Here is a 24,433-nt window from a genome sequence, read left to right as displayed (position 1 = left end):
ACAGGAAATGAAAATCAACCATCACCAGTTTTCTTTGGATTCTTTCGATCGCGAGCGATTATGGGAAGAACGCCGCCGTTTTTTCAAAGATTATTGCGTTAATCGTTATCAATGGTTTAGTTATCCAAAATGGCATTATGTTGCACCTTTTCCGCTACATGTGGACTTCGAGGCCAGTTTTCGATGTAACTTGAATTGCCCGATGTGTTTTCGCCCTTATATCAATTCCAAAAATTACGGGGACATGGATTTTGAGTTGTACAAGAAGGGAATTGATGAGTGTGCGGAAAACGAGCTCTATTCTATTAGATTAAGCTGGAGGGGCGAATCGACACTCAACCCGAAACTCGTGGATATGATAGCGTACGCAAAAAAAAGAGGTATCAAAGAGGTTTCCTTTATCACAAATGGTCGGCTGTTGGAAGGTGAACTGGCGGAGGGTTTAATACGAGCCGGCCTCGACTACCTGACCGTTTCAGTAGATGGATTAGAAATACATTACGATCGTCTGCGGGCGCCAAGCACTTTTAAATCCATAACAGAAAAACTACAGGCATTTTATAATCTGAAAAATCTGGTTGGAAACGGATTACCGTTGATGAAGATTCAGGCGATTTGGTCATACATCAAGGATGACCCTGAAGCATACTATTATCATTTCAAGGATTTTACCGACAAGATTAATTTTGACCCTGAAAACGACTATTCGTTGAGGGAAGTACCACAGGATCATGAGTTTATTTGCCAATACCCTTGGCAGAGGATTACCGTAACGTGGAATGGCGAAATACCCTTATGCATTTCTGACTGGAACCTTCACACAAAAATAGGTGATTTAAACAACCAGACCATAAAGGAAATATGGCTGGGTGAGCCGATGGAGAAATACCGGGCGATACAGTTGGACAGAAAGCGGATGACAATACCGTGTTGCAAGATGTGCCATCGGCCCTCTATAGAACAGCTTGGCGACAAACCTGAAGGAAGAAAATGATATCTTCACTCAACTGTATCGCGATTAATCCACAATGGCACGATGAATTCTTTCTGTCTTTTCCCCTGGGGCTTGCAACTATTGTATCAATAATTAAACAGTTGGGACACAATGTGCAAGTAGTCGATTTTGATGCGGAAAGGTTAGGCGATGATTATAAAATAAAACTGCTTGATCGAATAACGCCTAAGTCTAATATAGTTCTTCTCACTGGAATGATTACAAGTTATGGAAGAATCCTTCAGTTGAGCGAAATGGTTAAATCTATAATACCTGATTGCATAGTAATTCTTGGTGGCAGCCTTGCGACGACTGCCCCGGATTCTGTTCTAAAAAAACTGAGTGTTGACATTTTTGTTATCGGCGAAGGAGATAAAACAATCGAGTTATTGTTAGAGGCTATACAGTCAGAAACATCTTTACGAAATGTTTCAGGAATTAAAATAAAAGAAGATGACGATATTTTTTTACTTCTTATTCTTCATCCCCAGATATTACTAAAACACCTCGGCCTTGTTATGAATTATTCCCAATGCATATTTATACTGATTTTTATAAGAAGTCAGGGCGTAGCTTTTAAATATATTCTTCTAAAGGATGCCCTAATTCGTGTGCATATTGTTACCGAATCTCAGGGAATAAAGTTCGATATAGACTGGTCGACGAAGTGGTTAAGGAAATAAGATTAATTAAAGACACTTATAAAATAGATAGATTTTCATTTGAGGATGATAATTTTGGAATAAACAAAAGATGGACACATGAATTTTGCGAGAAAGTGTGTAATTTAGATATAAAATTTAGATTTCAAGCATTTATTAACTCTTTTGATGAAAAGATGATAGATGAATTACAAGGCGCTGGTCTGGTTGGTGTAAGCGTAGGGATGGAGTCTGGCAGTCCAGTAATTTTAAATGAGATGAATAAGAGAATTGACCTTGATAAGACAGAAAATCTTTTTGATTCTCTTAGAAGACGTGGCATCAAATCTAATGCAACTTTTATAATTGGAATGCCAAGCGAAGATAACATGACAATAGAAATGACAAAAAACTTTCTTCTTAAAAATGGGTTTACAACAAATTATCAGCTGTTTTTTTGTAACTCCATATCCCGGTACTAAACTTTATATAGACTGCATTGAAAAGGGTATTATTCGGAATGAAATAGAGTATATAGAGAAATTGAAACTTCAAGATAGCATTAATATAAATCTTACTAAGTATCCCTCAGAGAAGCTTGTAGAATGGAAGAAATATATTTTGAGGGAAGTGTCTCGGGCAAATCATACAGCGAAACATGTCAATGAAAATGAGGCTGTTTAAGGGATACTCCATTGGACAGAAAGCGGATGGCAATACCTTGTTGCAAGATGTGGCAGTCGCTGACAACTTTTTTGAAAATATAGTTGTCAAAATGTTAGTGCTTTTATATCAGACGCAAGAATAAAACCCAACGAGGAAATACATGAAAGAAATAGTAAAGAGGAACTTAGATAATTTTTTTTTTAAAGAATCGATAGAAGCTTATCCAACCACTTTAAACGTTGAGACAACCAATATATGTAACTTACGGTGCGTGATGTGCCCAAACAAGTCGATGGATACACCAAGAGGATTCATGGACATCGATATTTTTAAAGACATCTTGCCAGAGGCGATTGAGCTTGGCGTAAATCAAGTGGGACTGCACACGACAGGCGAACCCATTCTGCACCCTCATATAGTGGATTTCATAATTCATTCAAAGCAAACCGGTGGTTTATACACCTACATGGATGTAAACGGAAACACACTTAATGAGAGCATGGTTTCACGCATCATTGATGCTGGCCTCGACAGCCTGAAGTTTTCCATTGATGCCCATAACGAGGAAATATACTCTCAAATCCGATGCGGAGGACATTTCAAACAGGTGTATAATAACGTACTTGCAGTCGATCGAATTAAAAAACAGAAGAAATCTAAAATGAGACTTTCCGTTCTTTACACCATGATGAACATCAACGAACGCTATGTGGATGATTTCAAGAACCTGTTTCGCCCCTATGTGGACGAAATCGAAATCTCCTTCGTGATGAACCAGGGCGCTCAGGTCGACGCAAAGCACCTTGCGCCCACGGAGCTGCAGACTCTTCTTTCACGACACAGGAAAAACATTACATGTCCTAATCCGTGGACGCGAATTGTGGTCGCGTGGAATGGGAACCTAACTGCTTGCTGCATCGACTTCTCCATGAATATGACCTACGGGAAATATGAAAAGGGAAAATTGCGGAGTTTATGGAACAACGACATCATAAACCGCATCCGACAAAACGTCGCAGAAAGAAACTTCATCGACCTGAAGTTGTGTAATGACTGCGACATGAACCGATATGATATCCCGGCACTAATTCGAGAACTGAACGAGAAATACTAATGCAGGTGCTTCTTGAACATAAATTGTTCATTACATGCAAGTTTCTAACCGGACAATGCTGAGTAAAAATCAGTAATGTCCGGTTACATAAAAAAACTTTACTTTTTTTAAAAAGTTCGTCGAGGAGAAAATGAGAACGATGCGCATAGGAAATAAGATCGTCGGTGACGGGCAGCCCGTCTATATAATCGCTGAGATAGGCATAAATCACAACGGCGATGTGACTCTTGCCAAGGAGATGGTCGCTGCTGCATGGGAGTCGGGCGCGGATGCTGTCAAGATTCAAACCTTTGTCACACGAGAGTTTCTGCATCCGAGCCATCCCGGTTTCCAATACGACATCGATGCGGAGATTTCTCAGGAAAAGGAACAGGAGATTTGGGATTTTGCACGGCAGAGGGATATAAATTTGTTCTCGACTCCGGAAGAATTCATAAGCCTTGAGTTCATACGGAAACAGAATCCGCAGCTTATAAAAATAGCCGCGATGGACTTCAATTACAAAGACCTTATACAAGGAGCGGCGTCCCTACAAAAGCCCATAATCCTTTCCTCGGGAATGAGCGACCTTGAGGAGGTGCTGCAGACGGTCAGATGGGTAGAAGAGTCAGGGAACAGAGATTACGTTGTGTTGCATTGCGTATCGTGCTACCCAACCCCTCCGCAAGCCTGTAATCTTATGGCAATCAAGACTATGAAGACGTTACTGGACTGTCCGGTCGGATATTCGGACCACACGGAAGGAATCCATATCCCTTTTGCAGCAGTTGCATTGGGTGCAAATGTAATAGAGAAACATTTTACTATCGATAAGTCTTTGCCCGGTCCCGATCAAAAGTGTTCAATGGACCCACTTGGTCTGAAAATGCTGGTCAGTAATATTCGCGATTTGGAAAAGGCATTTGGCCATGGTCATAAAGAACCTGCACCTGAGGAAGCACAGCCGCGACTCTTTAAGCGTCGAGGAATATATGCCGCAGTAGATATTAAAGCCGGAACCGTATTGAAGGAAAACGGTGTTGTGTTTTATGCCCCTTCAACGGCCCAGAGCAGGGTCACCGATTGGCCAATAATTAATGGCCGGAAATTAAAAAGAGATATCATGCGAATGGATTTAATTACACTTGATGATATTTATTGAAACATGAAAACAGTGCTGTTCAGGGTTGATGGTGGGAGAGTATGGGGTGTTTCAATGGGACATGTAAGGCGTTCGCTCATTTTGTCATCGCAACTTGAGAACGAATACAAAATAATTTATCTTATGAAAGACTATAAGGACGGAATTGAGTATGTACGAAATCAAGGTATGGAAGTTGAAATTATCGATATCGATGATGATAGTAATGATCGGTTAATTAAATTGAGTGAAAAATACTCTCCTGTTAAGGTGATATTCGACCTCAAGGAAACGCCCTATACGGATTTTTTTGACTATGCACGGTCTAAGCGCATACAAACGATCGTATTCGACATCGTTGGGTCATGCATTGGCTATCCGGATGTATTGATTAACGACTCGTTTGTCGATGAATTTAAGAAATATCCACATATCACAAAAAATGTAAAATTGGCATTGGGTCCGGACTATTTTCTTATGGAGCGTTGTCCGGAGGTAGAGCCAATAAAAGAAAGTGTTCATAATGTAATGATTACCATGGGGGGATCCGACCCCGCAGGGCTTACCGTAAAAATTGTCAGTTGCTTATTGGAACACGATCTTAACTATAAGCTTAACGTTGTACTGGGGCCTACTTTCGTTGAGTATAAAGAATTATACAATACATTACGCTCAAACAATTTAAGACAGATATATAATAATCCTCCTGATTTTCTTGGACTTGTAGGATCGCAAGATATTATCATAACCTCTGGTGGCCGAACGCTTTATGAATGCGCTTATCTGGGCCGGCCGGTTATTGTTGTGCCTTCGATTGATCACGAAAAAAAAACCTCAGCCGAATATGCCCGGCTCACAGGTAGCATAGATATCGGTCTTTGGAATGATAAAATGAGCCCCGCTGCAATAAAGGCAGCTCTTGATTTGTATATACAAAACAGAAGTAGTCGTCAGTCTATATTTGAAGCCTCGCGCGGCATCGTAGATGGCAGGGCAATGCAGCGAATATTATCTTTGTTGAATATACAGCAGCCCCAGATACCCTCCTTCTTGAAGGTTACCCACAATTAAGTCATAGCAATAGGTGAGCGGTGTGGATCAGCTCACGGCATCCAGAGATGAATAATACCGATACAGAAATGAGAATCGCAAAACGCTTCCTTGTGACCACGGCCGACGAACGCTCCTGGAAGTTTGATCGCCCTGTGTTGTTCCTCGGCGAGTGGTGCCGATTTTATGATCGCAAGCATGTCTGGTCAAACATGGATGCTGTTGTAGCTAAACCTTACGGTTTCCAACCTGGACAGAGAGAGGGCGATCTCTCCTATTTTCATAAGTTGTCGAGGCAACTTCTGGCAGAGGTGACAGAAGCACTTAATACGTTTCACAAGACTCAGCACAGTGAACGATATTGGAACATTGTGCTTGGCAAGTGGCTTCAAAGGTATGCTGCCGTCACTTTCAATCGCTATTTTACGCTGAAGCAGGTATTGAAGGATCATGGGGTGTCAGGCACCACGGTTTTTGATTTCGCCGGTTATAGTCTTGCCACAAACGATTCACTATCCTTCGTCTGGGCCTGTAGTGATGATATATGGAATCATGTTCTTTACGCGAAAATTATAAACTTTTTAGGGAATGTAAAGACAGATATTGATTCTGTGTCTCTCCAGGGCATAAGTGGTTTTGTACAAGAAGGAAATATCAAAGTTGCGTGGAAACAAAGTGCTAAGCGTTTTATTTTAAACACAGCCAAATATATTCTGCCCAAATTCAGCAGGAAACGTGACGCCTTTATTGTTAATAGCTATCTGCCGTTCAAAGAAGAAGTTATGCTGCAACTTGGATTTGTACAATGTCCGCAATTATGGCAAAGCCCAACGCTGGAGAAATTCGTCCCTGATCCGGGAACGCGTCGGCGCTTTAGTATTGATGCAAAAAACTATACAGGGTTTGAGCGGTTTGTTCGTTGCCAATTGTCTGAAATTATCCCAAGCTGTTATCTGGAAGGCTATGATTATCTGGTTCAACAGGTCAAATCTTTGCCTTGGCCGGCGGAACCGAGATTTATTCTTACCTCGAATAACTTTGATACCGACGAAATATTCAAAGTCTGGACCGCGTTGAAGGTCGAAGAAGGTCGTCCGTATTTTACAGGCCAGCATGGTGCCGGTTACGGAACATCGCTTGGAAGCCAAAATTGGCCGGAGATTGTAACTTGTGACAAGTTTTTTACCTGGGGATGGACGAACGGGAACCATAGGAACATTCCGGCCTTTGTCTTCACAGTGGCTGGTCGCAAACCGCAAAATTGGTTATCCGATGGTGGTTTATTGTTGGTTGAGTTACACCCACCGATACTATTAGTCTCATGCGAACTCCTATGGGATGACTATTTAGAATTCGGCATCTATCAAGAGGAGCAGTTCCGTTTTGTTGCGGCGCTGCCAGAGACCATCCAACAAAAACTGACAGTACGTCTCCACCATGTATACAAAAAATTACGCTGGTCTGATGAGCAGCGTTGGAAGGATTTTAGTCCACATATGCGCATTGAGACCGGTGATGCCCCTATCCGTAAGCTGGTTGCACGAAGTCGCGTGGTCGTCCATTCTTATAATTCGGCAGGCATCCTTGAGACCCTTGCCTTAAACATCCCTACAATGTGCTTCTGGCATGGCGGGCTGGACCATCTTTTGCCCAGCGCAAAACCTTACTATGAGTCGCTGAAAAACGCCGGCATCCTTGCTGATACCCCTGAGCAGGCGGCAGAAATGGTTTCTTTGCATTGGGATAATATTAGTGAATGGTGGGAAAGTGAGACAGTGCAGGATGCACGTAAGACGTTCTGCGACCAATATGCCAGGACGGAAAAAACTCCGGTCCGGACGATGAAACGGTTGCTAACTACGCATGCAAAAATACACCAGCTTGCGAAATGAGCAGCAAGACAATTTATTCAGACGGCACGTACACTAGATTAAACCCGAACCTTCATGCTGAAGATAGTGCGTACAAGATGCACTATCTTGCCAGACTTTTCGAAACTATCGACAGCAAACAAGCACACATAAAAATTCTCGACATTGGTGGTGGTGCTGGCGTGCTGGGAATGCTGGTCTGTGAGTGGTTTGTCGCCAGAGAGCATACTGTTTCTGCAAGTGTTCTGGATGTCGCCGAAGAAATGGTTAACACCCAGAAGAAAAACAACCCATATATTACAACGTGCTACGTTGGGAGCACTGGATCAGATAGGCGATGATAGGTTTTTTCGACATAGTGCTTATGATTGATGTCATCGAACATATCGAGAGGCACGAGCAGTTTACTGCGATGCTCAACAAGTACACCACAAATATCGCCTACAACATTCCTATAGAGATAAACCTGTTTGATGTATTGAGAAATTTTGCTATGCGCAAGAGGTTGATGCCGTGGGTAGGGCTCCATACATCATTCAAGGGTCGGCGTTCTGCCTTGAGAAATCGAAATGACACTCGCCACCACGTATATCAATTCCATGCCGCAGGCTATCGCGGCCTGCTTTTAAGGATTCCCCGATGAGGCTTACCGATCGGGAATACTGGGAAAAGGGATACAAGGACGAATTCCTAAACGTCGGCACAGATAATAACAGGAACAGCTTGTACAGGCGCGCTGCTGACCTGACCAAAAAATTGGTCGGCGAAAAAGTCACCCGCATGGCCACAACATCCTATGATGAATACCTGCTGTTCGACATAGTCCTGGAAAGATGCCTGTCGGATGTGGGTAAAGGGATGAACGCCATGGAAATCGGCTGCGCCCCCGGGACTCACATCATGAAAATGGCCGTGGTATTTGGTCTGACGCCCCATGGGGTTGAATACACACCTTCCGGCGCAAAAATCTGCAAGGCTAATTTTGAACGCCAAGGATATGACTCGGAAAATGTGCATTTTGCCGACTTCCTTTCCTTGGAGTTTCAATCCCGGCATTCCGAAAAATACGATGTGGTGGTTTCCAGAGGATTTATCGAACACTTCGAAAACCCGGAGGAAATTGTTAATGCCCATGTATCTCTCCTCAAGCCCGGTGGCCACTTGGTAATTTCGATCCCGAACCTCCGGGGTATTTACTGGTTGTGGACATATTTTTTCAACAAACCACAGCTGCCGCTCCACAATCTAAATATTATGCTGCTGAAAGAGTTCCGAAAACTCTTTGAGTCGGGAAAATTACAGGAACAATGGAGTGGATACACCGGTACCTTCAGTTTCTGGCTATTCACCGCTGAAAATCCTGGGTTGATTTTAAAATTCTTAATGCGAATAATGATTGTGGCGCAGATGGCGCTGAATGTGGTTTTTCGGCTTGTTTTCAGGGAGGGGGGAATGGAAACGGCTTGGTTCAGCCCGAATCTTCTATATGTTGGAAAAAAATGCACATGATTATATGGAAGTCCATTAGTTCTATCGCTATGCTAATCCGTCGTCTGGTCCCTTATTCCGAAACCCAGTGCCTCAAAACAGACCTGAAATACTATGGCAGGAACCTTAAGTTAGAAACTGGAGCGCGCTCCACACATCCTGAATTCGTGGGAGTTGGTGTGCCTGCTCATATTGTCGAACGGGTGGACAGATGTCGAGGCTGATGACTGTAGTGGTGGAGGGCTATATTGCCGGTGGCGCTGATCGTGTGTTGGCCCAACTCCTGCCACATTTCCAGAGTCTGCGCATTGAATTGCTGGTCAACACCAATCTGAACACCAGCATCCTGCTGAATCAACCCCTTCCGGCCAATGTAAGTCTGCGTAAATATTCATGGACAACTCCAGCGAGCATAGGTAATTGGGCCATCAGCACTGCCTCGGCCGTAATGATATTGCCACGGAGAATTCTTTCCGTACTGCTGCGGTTCCCTGTGATGGTGCTGCTTTTCCTGCGCTTTTTCAATTATTTTCGAAAAAACAGGCCAGATATTCTTTTTATAAATAACGGTGGCTATCCAGGCGGCGAAGCTTGCCGCATGGCTGTTGCTGCTGCTGTAGCACATGGTGGTATAAGGATAATTCATCTCGTTCACAGTTTGGCAACTCTTCCACAAAAACCGTTCTTTCTCCTGGAATGGCTCATTGACCGAATTATTGAACGGCGGGGGTGTTTTGTCGCTGTATCGGATGCAGTCGCAGGATCGCTAATTCAACTCCGTAAGCTAAAGGCCAATGTGGTAACGATATATAATGGCTTGCCAATTGCTCCACCCCCATTACCCCCGCTATGTGGAAAACCGCTTGAATTCCTGCAGGTAGGTTATTTGTGTCAGGAAAAAAATCAGAAATTCTCTATTCTTGCCCTGGCGATTCTTGCCAGACAGGGTTTCAAAGACATTCGGATTACATTTGTCGGAGAGGAGGCGGAAAAAGGCTATATGCACGAACTGACCGAGCTGGCGAAACAGCTTGGAGTTTCCGACCAGATTAGTTTTACGGGCTTTGTCAGGGACATCGAAGGAATGTACCTGCAACACGACGCCATCCTGCTGACTTCCATTGTGGAAGGAATGCCCATGTGTGTTCTCGAAGCTATGCGTGCAGGGCGCGCGGTCATTGCAACCACCGTTGGAGGGGTGCCGGAACTCATAGAGCACTTTCGGACAGGGTATCTGCTGAAGGGTGCAGCCCCGGTTGAACTATCTGAAATCTGGAAGCAGTTGCTGGATAAGCCAGAAACCTTAGGGCACATGGGGGCCAGTGCTTACCAGCGCTTTGTGGAGAAATTCACCCTCGACGCCCAGGTGGGTAAATACCTTGAACTCATCAATTTGCCGCCATTGCAAAAAATAGCGCCATTCCGGTGGAATTCACCCCTGATGTGAGAAGTATGATTCGAAGCTCATCTTCATATCATCAAATGGTATTTATGACGGAGAAAAGGCGCCGTACAGCGAGGAAGACCCTGCCGAACCCATCAATTATTATGGAGAATTGAAACTGAAGACGGAGAAGATGATCGTAGACTCCGGAATTCCGCATGCCATGAAAGATTGCCTGGAACAATGCAAAAGAAAATCCTGATTAGCGCACCCCGGTTTTATGGTATTGATGAAGCCATTCAGGAATCCCGGGTTCACTGCGGATTCAATGCCATACTGAAAATTTATCGCACAGAGTCCACCCTTCAGGGAAAGATCGACAGGCGCCTGACCATAAAAATCCCCCTGGCGAAGCCCATTTTCATGCCGCCGCTCCGGCACTACCTTTCCAAAGAATTGCAGCACAAGTTCAAAATCTTATCTTGTCCAAGCGATAACAAGAGATATGAGAGATAGATTGTCGACACCCACACCCCTTATCAGCGTCGTGGTTCCCGCATATAATGCTGAGTTGTTTATTGAAGATGCTTTGAATTCAATTTGTCGGCAATCTGTATCGGATTACGAGATCGTTGTTGTAGATGATGGATCAACAGATGGTACATATGACAGGGTCAAGGATTGGGCGAATGCACATCCGGCCATTCATGTGAAAATCGTCTGCCAGGAAAATAAGGGCATCGGGGGAGCGAGAAATACGGGTATAAATTCGTCTTCGGGCAGTTACATCGCCTTCCTGGATGCCGATGATGTCTGGCTGGAGCCGAAACTTGAAAATGTCATACAGCGCTTCAAAAAATCACCCAACCTGGATATTGTATGCCATGATATATGGATCGAAGAAATCGGTCGGCGAATAAGACGTAAATGTTGCGGCCCTCATAAATCATATCGAGATCTTTTATATAAAGGAAATGCCATCTCCACTTCAGCTACAGTTGTAAAAAGGGAAAAGATTTTGGCAGCAGGCGGGTTTTCTGAAGACCCGTCTTTTAACGGTGTTGAAGACTATGATTTCTGGCTGCGTCTGGCAAGGATCAATTGCAGCATTGCATACATAAATGTTATCCTTGGTGTTTATCGTATGTTCGGTCAGGGAATCACAGCCAAAATAGGGGAACACTGCCAGCATAACCTCAATGTGGTTAATGCCCATTTTCAAGGGTGGCAACCCAAGACATCTCTATATAAATATCTCATGCGCAAACGTCGGGCTGACATTATTCGTGGCGGAGGTCGCGCCTTTATGCGGTCAGGTAATCATAAGACGGCTCACCAATATTTTTTGACTGCTTTAAATTGTGACCTGTTTAACTGGAAATCCTGGGTATTTATGTTCTTGAATGCGGCAAGAATAAAATCGTGATTTTTAAATGGAATTGCAACGACTGTGCGAATCGGAGTGGATCGGCATATGGAAACCGTTCCGCACCGGTCAAGTCCGCATCCATGTTAGCTATTCGGAGCTTTTTTTCCATCCGGATTTTCATATGAGGCCCGATCCTTACCCCGTCAAGCTGGAGCAATTCATGACGGAGCATTTACCGGGAGCAGCGTCCCTCATTGCCAGGCAAAATGTCATTTGTATTGAATCATCGGCAATAAAGGGATGAACACTCTTCAGAAAGCAAATGCAGAGCGTATCAGTCATCTATGCTTCCCGACAGAAAACAGTGGCGACTGGAGTTTCGATGCATTCGTCAATCACCGTTCCGTTCGGTATTTCAGTTATGGCCGTCACGCCTTATACGAAGCCCTGAGGGTTATCGGCTGTGCGAAAGGCGATAGCGTGCTTCTCCCGGCTTTCATTTGCCGGGAGCTCTTATCTGCGATCAATACAATCGGTGCTGTCCCCGTTTATTACCATGTGGATAAAGACCTGCAGCTCGCGGAACTGCCCGATGCCCTGCCGTTTGCAAAGACCATCTTGGCCGTTAACTACTTCGGTTTTCCGCAAAGCTTGGAGCCCTTCCAACGATATGCAGCAAGGACCGAAGCTGTCATCATTGAGGACAATGCCCATGGCTTCCTGAGTCGTGATGAAGAAGGGCAAGCGCTCGGCACCCGGGGTGATATAGGAATTTTCAGTTTAAGGAAAACGTTGATGCTCCCGAATGGTGCAGCCATGGTGATCAACGCCCACGATAAGAGCTATACGATCAAACCACAGATCGTTCCCTCCGCAGCAGGGATTTCTATTTCCTTTCGCGTGAAGCGTCTTATACATAAATCTCAACGGTTTATTGATCTCCGAATGATCCGGTTTCTCACTTCCATCATACGAACGGCAAGAAAAATCACGTCCGGGAATAGAATAGCGCCTTCAGCACCCGATGCGGAATTTCGCTTGCCGGGAAACGCCGCACCCTGTATAGAACTCCAGTATTTTCTTGATCATCTGGATGCGGAACAGGAAATATCGCGTCGCTGTGAATTGTATCGTTTGCTTGATTCTGTTATGAGACGGAACGGTTTTGAACCGGTCTTCGCCTCTCTCCCGGAGCATGTGGTTCCTTATGCCTACCCTTTTTATACTTCGGGAAACCAGATCGACGAAGTAAAGGAGGTCCTGGAGAAACTCGACCTGGAATGCTTTTCATGGCCGGAGTTGCCGGAGGATGTGATTCCAACAGCTCCTAACTGGTTCAAAAATATCCGAATAATAGGTTTCTCATGGTAGAATGGATACAACGCACGGATAAAGATCATTCTGGAGAGTGGGATCATGAGCTTCTCAAAAGCAAAGATTATAATATCTTTCAATCTTATAATTGGGGAGAATTCAAACGAAGGTCCGGATGGACGCCACTAAGATACGCCGCCATTGACAAATCAGGATCTCGCGTCGCAATGGCTCAGATCATGATGAAATCACCATTTCCCGGCATTAGATTTGGTTGGGCTCCAGGTGGACCCGTTCTTGTTTTTCCAGGAACAAATATTAAAAATATTTCAAACATTATTGAATCTCTCTTGCTCACCATAAAAAAATCTACAGGAATTTCAACGGTCCGTTTTTACAGCCTTATGCCAACACAAGCTTTCTTTTCCTATAGCCTCAATCGTCATTTGACGAGGCCGATATTCAAAATAAACAGTGGCTATTCGATTACACTGGAGATTCCTGCAGAAAACGAGAATTTATTCCCGCAGATGGCATCCAAGCACCGATACTATTTAAAAAAAGCAACTGCAGAGAACCTTGACTGGAAAGTCGGAAACGGAGATAAGGATATTTCTGATTTCCTGAAAACCCATAGCGACATGGTCAAGGGGAAGATCTTTCAATCTCTATCAAAGAATCGCAAAGACGTTGAAGATATGTGTGCATCACTCAGAGAACAAGTTCTAATCCTGAACGGTTACATTAATGGAGATGCTGTAACCTCCTGTCTCATCCTGATATTCGGCCAAAAAGCATTTTACATGAACGCCGCAACGAATGCAAGGGGGAGGGAAATCAGCGCTGCTTATGCTATGTTTAACAGAATGATTGTCATTCTAAGAGAAATGGGCATTTCTGATTTTGATTTTGGTGGGATTGATCCCGAAAACTCTTCGGCAGAGGGTGTAAATCATTTTAAAAGGGGGTTCGGCGGTAACTTGGTTGAGTATATTGGTGAATGGGAATGGGCATCTTTCGATATGATGCGTTACGCTATAAACTGGGCTATTCGATACAAAGCCGGAAAATTATGAATTGGCATAGAGTTATCGCCTGCGGCATATCTGAGATATTTGCACTTTGCCGTAAATCTTCGGAGTCTCGAAACGGATTCAGAATCTTGCTTTATCATGCCGTTGGGACACCCATCAAAGAAGATTTTCGGAATTTGTTTAGTATTTCGCCGGAATTGTTTGAAACTCATATGGCAGAGCTTTCTCAATATAAAGAAACTTCCATTATCGGACTGACTGATACTCTTAATACAAAACAAAAGCATGGGGTTGCCGTTACCTTCGACGACGGTTACAGGGACAACCTCACCATTGCCGCTCCCATATTGGAAAGGTATCAGGTACCCTTCACCGTATTTATCTCAACCGCCTATATCCGAAGAAGCCGTACCCATCCATATCTGAGCGAAGCAGAAGTGCGTATGCTGTCAGAAAAACCGAATGTAACCATTGGCTCCCACGGTGTTTCCCACGCACCCCTTACAGAATGTAGTCAGGAGAAATTACGGGATGAACTTGAATCAAGCAAACATTATCTAGAAGATCTAACAGGAAAAGAAATTGTGTCTATTTCCTATCCTCATGGTCGCGTCAACCAACGTGTTATTGATGCTGCTGCGAACGTAGGTTATAAGATCGGAGCTTCAAGTATTTTTAATATAAACCATTCATCACAAAATTGTCTCATGCTATGCCGTACCTGCATTCTCGAATCAGATTCCGTTCGCATCTTCAGGCAGAAATTGCACGGGGATTGGGACTGGTGTCATTGGCGACAATACCTGTCAATGCAGCAATGAAGCGAAGATATGCAAGATGCTTTTAGTGGACACTATAGAATAAGAACAAGTGCTCAAAATGACGGATAATAAAAAAGTGCTGGTTGCAACGGCTACATACAATGAAGCCAGGAATATTAGTGAATTTATTGAACGTGTAAGGCTTACTTTAGGTGAATCGCAAGACATGCTAATTATTGATGATAATTCGCCAGATGGAACTTCTGATATTATTCGTCAAATAAAGGCTTCAGATTCACATGTTCATTTGATTACACGCCGATTTAAAAATGGTCTCGGATCGGCGCATAAGATGATGAAAATATATGCCATCGTAAATAATTACAAATATCTAGTAACTATGGATGCTGATCTGTCTCATAGACCGGAGGAGATCCCATCATTGCTTGCCCATTCTGGAGAAAATGTTTTTGTAATTGGTTCACGTTATACAATTGGAGGAAAATCAGATTACGTTGGCTTCAGGAAGATGGTTTCACGCATTGGAAATAAGCTGGCTAGAATTATGTTGGGGATTAAGTTGCACGAATTGACTACATCGTTCCGCGTGTTTGATGTGGATACCCTTAAAACAGCATCTATTTATCGATTAAACAGCAACGGATATTCATATTTCGTAGAAACTGTCAGTCTTATGGAGAAAATTGGAGTTCGGCTACTGGAGGTTCCTATATATTTCAAAGACCGAAAAAATGATGTGTCAAAGATACCAAAAAGTCAAGTCATAAAAAGCTTTGTAGATTTAGTTAGCTTGGCACTTAGACGAAATGAGAAACCATTAAGACCTTCTTTGACAAAAATGAGATTTTCGTACTGCAGATCTTGTGGAGAGTATTCGTTGCTTCCAATCTGGCAAGATGGACGAGATGAACGTTTTGACGAATTGACATCCGATAATTTTAAATGTTCCAGCGTTCAGACCGGATCTAAGCGTCCAGTTCTACAAGAATGTCTCTCTTGCGGATTGATACAGATTCCCCCTGCAACCTACGGTTCTGCGGTAAGTGACTTTTATTTTGATACAGATGATGAGACGTATTTGGAAAATTTCAATGTAAAGATGTTAACCTTTAAAAGTGCCTTTAAAAAAATATCCAGATATTTACCTAAAAAGAAACTGAAAATTCTTGATATAGGATCATATTATGGTGCTTTTATAGAAGTTGCAAAATCTGAAGGGCATACCGTTGTTGGCGTTGAGCCATCAAGAGTTGCTGCAAGATATTCGAGTGAAGTTTTGGGGCATAATGTAATAACTGATATATTTTCTAAAGGTTCACAGTTCTCAGGTATGGGTTTCGATATAGTGACATCATGGGATGTTATAGAACATTTGGAAAATCCGGATGATTTTATTAGAGAGATTAGTTTTATATTGGAAGATGGCAGAATATTTGTGTTCTCAACGATTATGATAGACTCTCAAATAGCCAAACTATTGAAAAAAAGGTGGCACTGGATTCTTCCAATGCACCTAACCTACTTTAGTGAGCGAGTTATTGTTGATATTCTTCAGAGGCACGGTTTCGAATTGCTGGGTAGTTTTAATCATACTCATTACGCTTCTCTTCCATATGCGCTAAAGGGAGTAATGAAAAACATGAATCCTTTTGTGCGCAGCGTGGGTATGTTTGTATCGAAGTATCTTCCGAAATCCTGTGTGTTTCCTTTCGCTCTGGGAGACGTGAGGTTATTTATTTGCAAGAAGGTTAACAATCTCCGTTCTGACAAGAATTTTGACACGGAGAGTGTAAAATGAAAGTTCTTTTAGTAAATCCACCTGCTGTCCATGAGATAAAGGGGCCACATCCTTTGAAAGCCGATGATATGGGAGTTTTCCCCCATTTGGGGCTTATGTATATTGCGGCCATGCTTCAACAAAATAAAGAGTTTGAAGTAAAGTTGCTCGATATGGCACTGGAGAAGACTGACGAAAAGGACTTGGCTGACCTTATCAAAGATTTCCAACCCCAGGTGGTAGGATTTTCTTCTTATACGGATTGTCTCTATGACTTGAAGGTTTTGGTCGACGCAGTACGAAAAGAAGCCTCCAGGATTGTTATTTGCATAGGCGGGCCCCATGTAGAAGCCTACCCAAATGAAACTCTGAATACATTTCCGGTGGACTGCGTGATACGTGGTGATGGAGAATATTCTTTTCGTGAACTTTGTCGTCGAGTACGTGATAACAAAAGCTGGAAAGATGTTCGAGGCGTCGGATATAAGGATTTGGAAAATACGGTGCTTAATGAGCCTTGGCAAGTGGAAAACCTGGACGAACCGCCTTTCCCTCCTAGGCATTTGTCTTCAATGGAAAGGGTTAAATCTGCTGTAGCAAGAGGTGCAGGGATAACCAGTATTTGCTCTAGTCGGGGCTGTCCGTTCCCCTGCACTTTCTGTAACAGCCCGTATAAACAATATCGTCTGCGTTCTGCACAGAATGTTGTCGCAGAAATCAAACAGTGCTATGAAGAATTTGGCATTAATGAATTCTTTTTCTTTGATGATCTCTTTAATTTGAACAAGCAACGTTTGTCAGAAATGTGTGAAGCTATTAAGAGTCTTCCTTTTAAGATTATATGGAGCTTCCGCGGGAGGATAAATTTTCTCGATGAAGAAGTGCTTCGTTCGTGCAAAGAGGCAGGCTGTAACAGAATACACTTTGGAGTTGAATCTGGCACTGAACGAGTACTGAAAATATTCAAAAAGGGAGTTGAACTTCAGGACATACGAAATGTCTTTGAGCTTTGTCATAAGGTAGGAATTGAGACGGTGGGTAACTTCATTATTGGCGCACCAACTGAGACAAGAGAAGAAATGGACGCTACGTTTAGATTTGCATATTCGCTGAACCCAACATTTGTTGAGTTTCATGTATTGGTTCCATATCCTTATACAGAAATATATAAAAATATGCTGAGTAGCGGTTTGCTTAAAGAAGATGTATGGAAAAAATTTGCATTAAATCCACAGCCTGAGTTCAATCCTCCATTGTGTGAAGATAACTTGAGCTCCGAAGAGATGTACAAGTTGTTAAACGAGGCATATAGAAAGTTCTATTTCAGGCCGGCATATGTATTCAAGCAGGTTTTCAAACTTGTTAGTTTCAAAGATTTTTGTTTCAAGTTGAAAGGGGCATATCGTTTATTGATGGTTACTAAGGACAAGGATAAACGAACTGGGCGTTGAAATTCAATTTTTTAAATGCAAGCATATAATTTGCGTGATTAATAATGTCAAATGTCAACGGCCTGTTGCTCAAACAACATGTTTTATAGAGCTTCATAGCGAAGGTCTCCTCGTCGTCATAGCGTTGGCAGGAGATAATGGTTTTTGCTACGTTCTCTCATTCTCAGGATATACAAACCAAATGCTATTATAAAAAGCTCAATTGGTTGGCAAATATCTGTTTTAATTGCGGTGAGCGATGACAGGGTAAGCACCCCGCATTTGGGTAGCGATATAGTATTTTGTGCGTAAAATTCTGAATATCATTACAATGGAAAATAAGCTAAAGAAAATAATAACTTCATTGTTTTTTTTGTATCTATTGCTCTTGCCCCTCATGTGTCTGCCAAGACCATTCCCCCTAGGCAATAAGATACAATATGCCGATATCGTATTTGCAATTCTTTTCCTTTTGTGGTCATTCTATGCACTGACCTTTAAAAAAGCGCGCTTGCCTGACGCTAAAATCCTTATTGCGCTTGGTTTATTGATTATGTTTAACTTATTTTCCTGCGTATTTTCAAAGAAGATAATTACAAGCATGCCTGATTTTATCGGCTTAATATATTTATCGGCGCTTTTTATAACCGCTTCTTCGATCCTATGTGAAAAGAAAGTTTTTGAAAATTGTATCCGGCTTATCTTTATCGTCTCTGCGGCTGTGTCCATGTTCGGGCTGGCAAGCTTCGCCGCGTTTACAATATACAACTGCTCCTGGGCTATGAAATTTCTTTTGTATGCGCCGTCCAAAGCTTCCATGATACCGTTCCAGAGAATAAGCTCTACCCTCGTCTCGCCGGAAATGTTCATAATCTTTTCTCAGCTCGGCTTGGTTTCGGGAATGGCGTTCTTCGAAATAAATAAAGATAGAAAATGGACGGCCGCCATCATCCTTGGCATAGGCATAATTTTAATAGCCGCAATCATCGCGTACTCCAGGTCTTTGGCAGGGCTTTTCTTTGCTTTCTCGTCGATGCTTTTCCTGAAAAAAACAGTTCGTTATTTGCTGCCTTTCAAAATCATAACCGCTGCATTTGCGGTATTTCTATTGATATCGGCCGTTATAGCTTCAATATGGACAATCTATCCGGTCACGGTATCCAAAGATACAACCGCAGAATTGCTAACCGTAAATATTCACACGTCCTATGACATACGAGCTTTCCTTGGGACCGCCGCGGTTAATATGGCTCTAAAATACCCGCTCTTCGGCGTGGGTCAGGGAGTTTTCACTGACGAGGTAAAACATTATGTTGACCTCTCGGTCGCGAAAAACACTTCAATGATAAACGATCACATCATCCCGGGGATAGACCCTCATTCTGTGTATTTCGGTGCACTGGCTGAAACAGGTCTGCTGGGCCTTGCGGCAATCTGCTTGTTCTTAACTTTGCTGTTGAGGACAGCATGGATATTGATCAACAAATCGTGCGCTTCGACCTGGAAAACTATAAGTACATATTTTTTTTGGGGATTTATAGGTTATCTTATAACGGGGTTTTTTGTCGATATATTATCCATACGCTCTTTTTGGCTGTTGGGAGCGTTATTATTGAGCGCATCTAATATTGCGGAGCCGCATGAAAATGACAATCAGGGAAGTCCTTCACCCCGATGTGAACCCAGATCATTTTATAAGCGAACTCATAAAAAAGAAGGAATAATTAGAGGGGTGTCTAATGCCTTTGAATAACGATGGTAATCATATGAAAGTGGTGTATCTGCGTTTGCTGTTATGGAACATCCTGGAGGAGAGGATAGCAGAAAAATTACTTGATTTTGACGAGAGATTAATGGGTCAACCACTGTTGTGGACAAGAAAATGATAAATCGCAACGTCATCATTATTTCATCAATCGACTGGGCAACCCATTGGCAGATGCACCAACAGTTGGCAACTTCTTTGGTCGCTGCTGGTAATCGGGTGCTCTTCGTTGAGAATACCGGGGTGCGTGGCCCAAGGTTTGAGGATATTGGCCGCGTCCGTGAGCGGATAATCAATTGGTTTAAAAGTGCGCGGGGTTTTAGAGAAATTCAACCCGATCTGACGGTTTTTTTTCCACTTTTCCTGCCATTTCCTTACTCCCGTCTTGCCGGTTGGATTAACAGGTTCATGCTCTCCAGGTCGGTCAGCAAATGGATGCGTATTGCACGTTTTCATGACCCGGTTGTGTTTACTTTCCTGCCTACGCCTCTGGCTCAGGCACTGGTTCACGATGTTGATCCTGCATTGGTCATTTATTACTGTGTGGATAACATGGCGGGTTCCTCGTCCGCCGTGTACAAGCTGCGCCCATGGGAGGATTTGCTCTTTAGCCGGGCTAATCTGGTGTTTGTCACTTCTGAAGCCATACGCGAAAGAGCGGCGATACATGCCCAAGATGTGCATGTGTTTCCAAGCGGGGTTGATTTTGTAAAGTTTGCTACCGCTATAAAGCGAGCATCTACTCCCGATGATATGGCTTCACTACCTCGCCCCGTTGTCGGCTATGTCGGGGCATTGAGCGGTGTGCTGGATCAAGATCTCCTGCTGGAAATGGCGACGCAGATGCCTTCAGTGACATTTGCGTTGGTAGGCCCACCGTACACTGATGTCAGCCGTCTAGGAACTTTTTCCAACATCAAATTGCTCGGCGCACGGTCACATGATCAGATACCCGCCTATATTAAGGGGTTCGATGTCGCTTTGATCCCTTATCTTCGGACATCTTTTACAGAAAGTGTTTACTCATGCAAGTTAAACGAATATTTGGCGATGGGTGTTCCCGTTGTTTCAACCAACATACGTGAAGTCCGAGCATTCGCAGAGCAGTTTCTCGATGTGGTTACGATAGGTCAAGATAGTGCTGACTTCATCGCTAAAGTCAAGCTGGCTCTGGACGATCCGCAGATTCAGTCACAGTCAATGCGCGATAAGCGTATAGCTGTTGCCGAGGAGAACACATGGGATAAGCGTTTTGCGGGGATTATGGATGTTCTTGACAAGCACCTTCTCCTAAAGTCACAAGCACCGGCCAGTTGGAAAGAAAGCTTGATCAAATACTACCGCCGCTCTCGTGCCCGTTGGTTGATTCGAACAGCATTTGTCGTTTGCCTGTATCTACTTATCTTCCATACTCCTCTGGTTTGGTTTGCTGGGGACCAGTTGGTCGTTAAGCACACGCCTCAACCAGTCGATAGTATCGTGGTGTTCAGCGGCGATGGTGAATCGACCTATCTCAACGCCAGCTACCAACGCAGGGCGCTTGATGCAGCACGTTTCTACAAGCAAGGTTATGCACCAATCATTTTCCTTTCATCAGGCAAGGAACAAACCATTTCCGAAGTAGAAGTGATCCGTTTGTTCCTGGTTGACAAGGGCGTTCCGCACTCCGCCATCCATGTACTCGACAAGTACCCCAGCAGCACCTATCAGAATGTGGTCATGGTGAGCCAAATGCTTAAATCTCAGGGCGCACGCTCAATACTCTTTTTAACCTCACCCTACCACGGCCGTCGAGCGCTCTGGCTGTGGAGAAAACAAGCCCCGGATATCGCCGTCCTAGCACCGGCTGTTATGGATACCCCGCCAAGCAATCCACGGTGGAGTGCTACTGTGGATCAGATCAAGGCGATTGCATACGAATACGCGGCGATTGCATACAATTACATGAAAGGTTGGTTGTGAACAGCAAGTCTTTCGATTACTTTATATGAAAAAAATTTTAATTGTTTCAAATACAAGTTGGTCGATATATAATTTTAGATTAGGATTATTGAAGTCACTAAAGAATAGTGGTTTTGATGTAGTAGCCATAGCACCGGAAGATGGCTTTTCCAGAAAGGTTGAAACCGAAAACTTCAAACTCATTGTCATAAAACACTTAGTTGGAAGAGGTACAAATCCATTAAAAGATTTCAAACTTTTTCTTGAATTTTATGCGATATACAAAAGAGAAAAACCCGATCTGATTATTCATTTTACAATTAAACCGAATATATATGGCAGCATATCTGCTCTTTTAAACAGAACTAAGTATATTAATGTAATTACGGGTTTAGGGTATGTATTTATAAAGGACTCGTTACTCCAAGTATTTGTTAGGTTTTTATATAAAATAATATGTTCTTTTTCACAATTTGTTGTGTTTCAAAACGATGAAGATAAAAATATTTTCTTGAAGAAGAATATTGTAAAGAAAGAGAAAGCAATACTCATTGAAGGTTCAGGTGTAAATACAGATTTTTTTGCACCCGACTTCTCTAAGAATCAACTTGTGAAAAAAGATGGGGTTGTTTTTCTTATGGCTTCAAGGATGTTATACGACAAGGGTGTGATTGAATTTGTTGAAGCGGCACGACTTGTTAAACAGAAGCACTTTGATGCAAGGTTTGTATTGCTTGGTGCATGTGACAATAGTAATTCTTCTTGTATACCAGAAAGCTTAATAAAAAGCTGGCACGAAGAAGGTATTATTAATTATTTTCGAGAAACTGACGATGTAAGACCTTTTATGAATAGCTCTGATGTTGTAGTGTTGCCTTCATACAGGGAAGGATTATCCAAGGTGTTGCTTGAGGCTATGGCTTTAGAAAAACCCATTATTACAACAGATGTAGCAGGTTGTAGAGAAACTACAGAAAATGGGAAAAATGGTTTTTTGGTACCCGTTAGAGACGTTAAGGGTCTTGCAGATGCTATAATGAAAATGATTGAGATTGGTGAGTCAGAGAGAAAAAAGATGGGTCAGAGCAGCAGAGAAAAAGTAAAAAATGAATTTGATGAAAAGATCGTGATAAAATATTATCAAGAACTTATAGAAAAAACCATTTCTTTTTGAAATTTTAGAAATTAATCAGTAGCATTTCCTGATTAGGAACATGATTATAGCAAAGACAATTATTTGAAGTCTGCCGATAGCCGATTTTTTTAACATTTTAGAAATATGCTGAAACATATTCCAAAAAAGAAGTTTTTGTTGCTCGTGGGAGATATTTTACTTATCTACTGTGCCTATTTTTTGGCGCCTTTAATACGCTTCCATGTTTTTGTGTTTGAACCACTCCAATCATCGAGTGAAATTCTGGTAATTGTTTTTGCATACATATTCTGCTTTTACATAGCAGACCTTTATAATTTTGATAGCAGATTTAGAGGCGCCAGATATATATTTATATTTTTAACAAGCACAGTTATTGCGACATGGGTAGTGCTGATTATTTTTTTCTTTTTCCCGAAGACTGAACTGAGTAGAGAAGTTTTTATTATAAACGCAATATTGATCTGTATTCTGACCTATTTGTGGAGATTGGTATTTGAGATAGCATTCAAGAAATATGTCCCTGCCGGACAAAAAAGATTTCTGATTGTTGGCGCGGGAAAGACAGGAAATAATATTTATAAGATATTAAAAAATGATCTTTCGTACAGGATAGTCGGTTTTATTGACGATGATCCCGATAAGCAGGGTTTGTATAACTCAATCAGGGTATTGGGCGATTGTACGGCGATAAACAGAATTATCAGGGACGAGCATGTCGACAATATAGTTATTGCAATAAAAAATTTGAAAAATGTCGACCTTTTGAAAAATGTTTTAAATTGCAAATTAAATGGAATACATGTATATGATGTGCCGTCGTTTTATGAGGAGGTTCTCGGTAAAATACAGATCGAATATTTAAACGATTTATGGATTCTTAATATGCCTATATACGGTGTTAGAAAGAACCTTTACAACAGAAGGATTATAAGGCTGATCAGTATGTCCTTTTCATCCTTGTTTCTTATAATAGGCTTGCCTTTATTTCTGTTGGCTATGATTGCCATAAAACTTGATTCAAAGGGTCCTGTTTTTTACAGACAGAAAAGGGTTGGCTTGAACGGAAGCCTTTTTGAAGTAGTCAAATTCAGAACTATGAAAATTGGTACCGAAAATGACAGGGAATTTGCAGGAAGAAAGGATGACCCTCGTATTACAAGAGTGGGGCAGATAATAAGAGTTGCCAGGATTGACGAAATGCCTCAGATGTGGAACGTGCTTAAAGGAGAGATGAACTTGATAGGCCCCAGGGCGCTGATGATGCAGGAGGTGGAGGAATTCGAGAAAAAAGTCCCGTACTTTTCAATCAGGCATTCTGTGAAGCCCGGTGTCACGGGTTGGGCACAAGTGAACTACCCGCACGGGGCTACGGTGAAAGATGCCCTGGAGAAGCTCAAATACGACCTCTTCTATATCAAGAACCTCTCCCCATTTCTTGATTTTCATATTTTGCTGCGCACTGTTCGGGTAGTCTTATTTGGTAAAGGAGCGAGGTAAATCTGATTTCAAAATGATAAAAAAGACTTTTTACAAACGA

The 24,433-nt window shown here is 42.5% G+C and carries 25 protein-coding genes; 24 read left to right on the top strand and 1 reads right to left on the bottom strand.

Translation table 11 applies throughout. The features are described 5' to 3' along the window. The first annotated feature begins 7 nt into the window (after positions 1-7). From NTX75_09480 to NTX75_09390, 19 genes are all read left to right on the top strand, one after another. A complete protein-coding gene (locus tag NTX75_09480; protein ID MCX5816456.1) occupies positions 8-994 on the top strand; it encodes a radical SAM protein in 987 nt (328 codons plus the stop codon). Beyond that, the gene (locus NTX75_09475) at positions 991-1,677 is read left to right on the top strand and encodes a cobalamin-dependent protein (GenBank protein ID MCX5816455.1); all 687 of its coding nucleotides are present in this window, start codon (positions 991-993) and stop codon (positions 1,675-1,677) included. Before NTX75_09480 ends, NTX75_09475 begins: the two co-directional genes overlap by 4 nt. Further along, positions 1,623-2,117, top strand: a complete 495-nt coding sequence (locus NTX75_09470) for a radical SAM protein (protein MCX5816454.1) — start codon at positions 1,623-1,625, stop codon at positions 2,115-2,117. Before NTX75_09475 ends, NTX75_09470 begins: the two co-directional genes overlap by 55 nt. Before the next feature lie 344 nt (positions 2,118-2,461). Next, complete coding sequence (locus tag NTX75_09465) at positions 2,462-3,415, top strand: radical SAM protein (protein MCX5816453.1); 954 nt, start codon at positions 2,462-2,464, stop codon at positions 3,413-3,415. A gap of 139 nt (positions 3,416-3,554) precedes the next feature. Continuing rightward, entirely contained in the window at positions 3,555-4,556 is a 1,002-nt protein-coding gene (locus tag NTX75_09460; GenBank protein ID MCX5816452.1) for an N-acetylneuraminate synthase family protein, read from the top strand. A gap of 3 nt (positions 4,557-4,559) precedes the next feature. After that, on the top strand, positions 4,560-5,606 hold the full coding sequence (locus NTX75_09455) for a hypothetical protein (protein ID MCX5816451.1): 1,047 nt from the start codon (positions 4,560-4,562) through the stop codon (positions 5,604-5,606). Positions 5,607-5,653: 47 nt separating this feature from the next. Continuing rightward, entirely contained in the window at positions 5,654-7,477 is a 1,824-nt protein-coding gene (locus tag NTX75_09450) for an LIC12162 family protein (protein ID MCX5816450.1), read from the top strand. Further along, on the top strand, positions 7,474-7,797 hold the full coding sequence (locus tag NTX75_09445) for a hypothetical protein (GenBank protein ID MCX5816449.1): 324 nt from the start codon (positions 7,474-7,476) through the stop codon (positions 7,795-7,797). The genes NTX75_09450 and NTX75_09445 overlap by 4 nt, the downstream gene beginning before the upstream one ends. Continuing rightward, positions 7,794-8,099 carry a hypothetical protein gene (locus tag NTX75_09440; GenBank protein ID MCX5816448.1) on the top strand — a complete coding sequence of 102 codons (306 nt, stop codon included), beginning with the start codon at positions 7,794-7,796 and terminating at the stop codon, positions 8,097-8,099. The genes NTX75_09445 and NTX75_09440 overlap by 4 nt, the downstream gene beginning before the upstream one ends. Beyond that, positions 8,096-8,965: a methyltransferase domain-containing protein gene (locus NTX75_09435; GenBank protein ID MCX5816447.1), complete on the top strand. Its 870-nt coding sequence runs from the start codon at positions 8,096-8,098 to the stop codon at positions 8,963-8,965. The genes NTX75_09440 and NTX75_09435 overlap by 4 nt, the downstream gene beginning before the upstream one ends. Positions 8,966-9,155: 190 nt before the next feature. Further along, positions 9,156-10,391 (top strand): glycosyltransferase, encoded by a 1,236-nt coding sequence (locus tag NTX75_09430; protein ID MCX5816446.1) that lies wholly within the window; start codon positions 9,156-9,158, stop codon positions 10,389-10,391. Positions 10,392-10,571: 180 nt separating this feature from the next. After that, positions 10,572-10,844 carry a hypothetical protein gene (locus tag NTX75_09425; GenBank protein ID MCX5816445.1) on the top strand — a complete coding sequence of 91 codons (273 nt, stop codon included), beginning with the start codon at positions 10,572-10,574 and terminating at the stop codon, positions 10,842-10,844. Next, positions 10,834-11,754, top strand: a complete 921-nt coding sequence (locus tag NTX75_09420; GenBank protein MCX5816444.1) for a glycosyltransferase — start codon at positions 10,834-10,836, stop codon at positions 11,752-11,754. The genes NTX75_09425 and NTX75_09420 overlap by 11 nt, the downstream gene beginning before the upstream one ends. Before the next feature lie 7 nt (positions 11,755-11,761). Beyond that, positions 11,762-12,001: a hypothetical protein gene (locus NTX75_09415; GenBank protein MCX5816443.1), complete on the top strand. Its 240-nt coding sequence runs from the start codon at positions 11,762-11,764 to the stop codon at positions 11,999-12,001. After that, positions 11,998-13,068, top strand: coding sequence for a DegT/DnrJ/EryC1/StrS family aminotransferase (locus NTX75_09410; GenBank protein ID MCX5816442.1), 1,071 nt, complete (start codon positions 11,998-12,000; stop codon positions 13,066-13,068). Before NTX75_09415 ends, NTX75_09410 begins: the two co-directional genes overlap by 4 nt. A 170-nt stretch (positions 13,069-13,238) precedes the next feature. After that, entirely contained in the window at positions 13,239-14,087 is an 849-nt protein-coding gene (locus tag NTX75_09405) for a peptidoglycan bridge formation glycyltransferase FemA/FemB family protein (protein ID MCX5816441.1), read from the top strand. Then, a complete protein-coding gene (locus NTX75_09400) occupies positions 14,012-14,866 on the top strand; it encodes a polysaccharide deacetylase family protein (protein ID MCX5816440.1) in 855 nt (284 codons plus the stop codon). The genes NTX75_09405 and NTX75_09400 overlap by 76 nt, the downstream gene beginning before the upstream one ends. A gap of 58 nt (positions 14,867-14,924) precedes the next feature. Then, positions 14,925-16,625, top strand: a complete 1,701-nt coding sequence (locus NTX75_09395) for a bifunctional glycosyltransferase/class I SAM-dependent methyltransferase (protein ID MCX5816439.1) — start codon at positions 14,925-14,927, stop codon at positions 16,623-16,625. Continuing rightward, entirely contained in the window at positions 16,622-18,055 is a 1,434-nt protein-coding gene (locus NTX75_09390; protein ID MCX5816438.1) for a radical SAM protein, read from the top strand. The genes NTX75_09395 and NTX75_09390 overlap by 4 nt, the downstream gene beginning before the upstream one ends. 462 nt (positions 18,056-18,517) lie before the next feature. Here the strand turns inward: NTX75_09390 and NTX75_09385 are convergent, their stop codons facing one another. After that, entirely contained in the window at positions 18,518-18,904 is a 387-nt protein-coding gene (locus NTX75_09385) for a hypothetical protein (GenBank protein ID MCX5816437.1), read from the bottom strand. Between the two features lie 31 nt (positions 18,905-18,935). On the opposite strand from NTX75_09385, the gene NTX75_09380 reads away from it, so the two are divergent. From NTX75_09380 to NTX75_09360, 5 genes are all read left to right on the top strand, one after another. Next, positions 18,936-19,787 carry an O-antigen ligase family protein gene (locus tag NTX75_09380; protein MCX5816436.1) on the top strand — a complete coding sequence of 284 codons (852 nt, stop codon included), beginning with the start codon at positions 18,936-18,938 and terminating at the stop codon, positions 19,785-19,787. Then, entirely contained in the window at positions 19,774-19,920 is a 147-nt protein-coding gene (locus tag NTX75_09375) for a hypothetical protein (protein ID MCX5816435.1), read from the top strand. Before NTX75_09380 ends, NTX75_09375 begins: the two co-directional genes overlap by 14 nt. Further along, complete coding sequence (locus tag NTX75_09370) at positions 19,905-21,761, top strand: YdcF family protein (protein MCX5816434.1); 1,857 nt, start codon at positions 19,905-19,907, stop codon at positions 21,759-21,761. Before NTX75_09375 ends, NTX75_09370 begins: the two co-directional genes overlap by 16 nt. Positions 21,762-21,786: 25 nt before the next feature. After that, positions 21,787-22,914: a glycosyltransferase family 4 protein gene (locus tag NTX75_09365; protein MCX5816433.1), complete on the top strand. Its 1,128-nt coding sequence runs from the start codon at positions 21,787-21,789 to the stop codon at positions 22,912-22,914. A gap of 105 nt (positions 22,915-23,019) precedes the next feature. Then, on the top strand, positions 23,020-24,393 hold the full coding sequence (locus tag NTX75_09360) for a sugar transferase (protein MCX5816432.1): 1,374 nt from the start codon (positions 23,020-23,022) through the stop codon (positions 24,391-24,393). The last annotated feature ends 40 nt before the right edge of the window (positions 24,394-24,433 follow it).

Source organism: Pseudomonadota bacterium (assembly GCA_026388315.1).
Classification (GTDB): domain Bacteria; phylum Desulfobacterota; class Syntrophorhabdia; order Syntrophorhabdales; family Syntrophorhabdaceae; genus MWEV01.
This window is presented reverse-complemented; position numbering and strand designations above follow the sequence as displayed.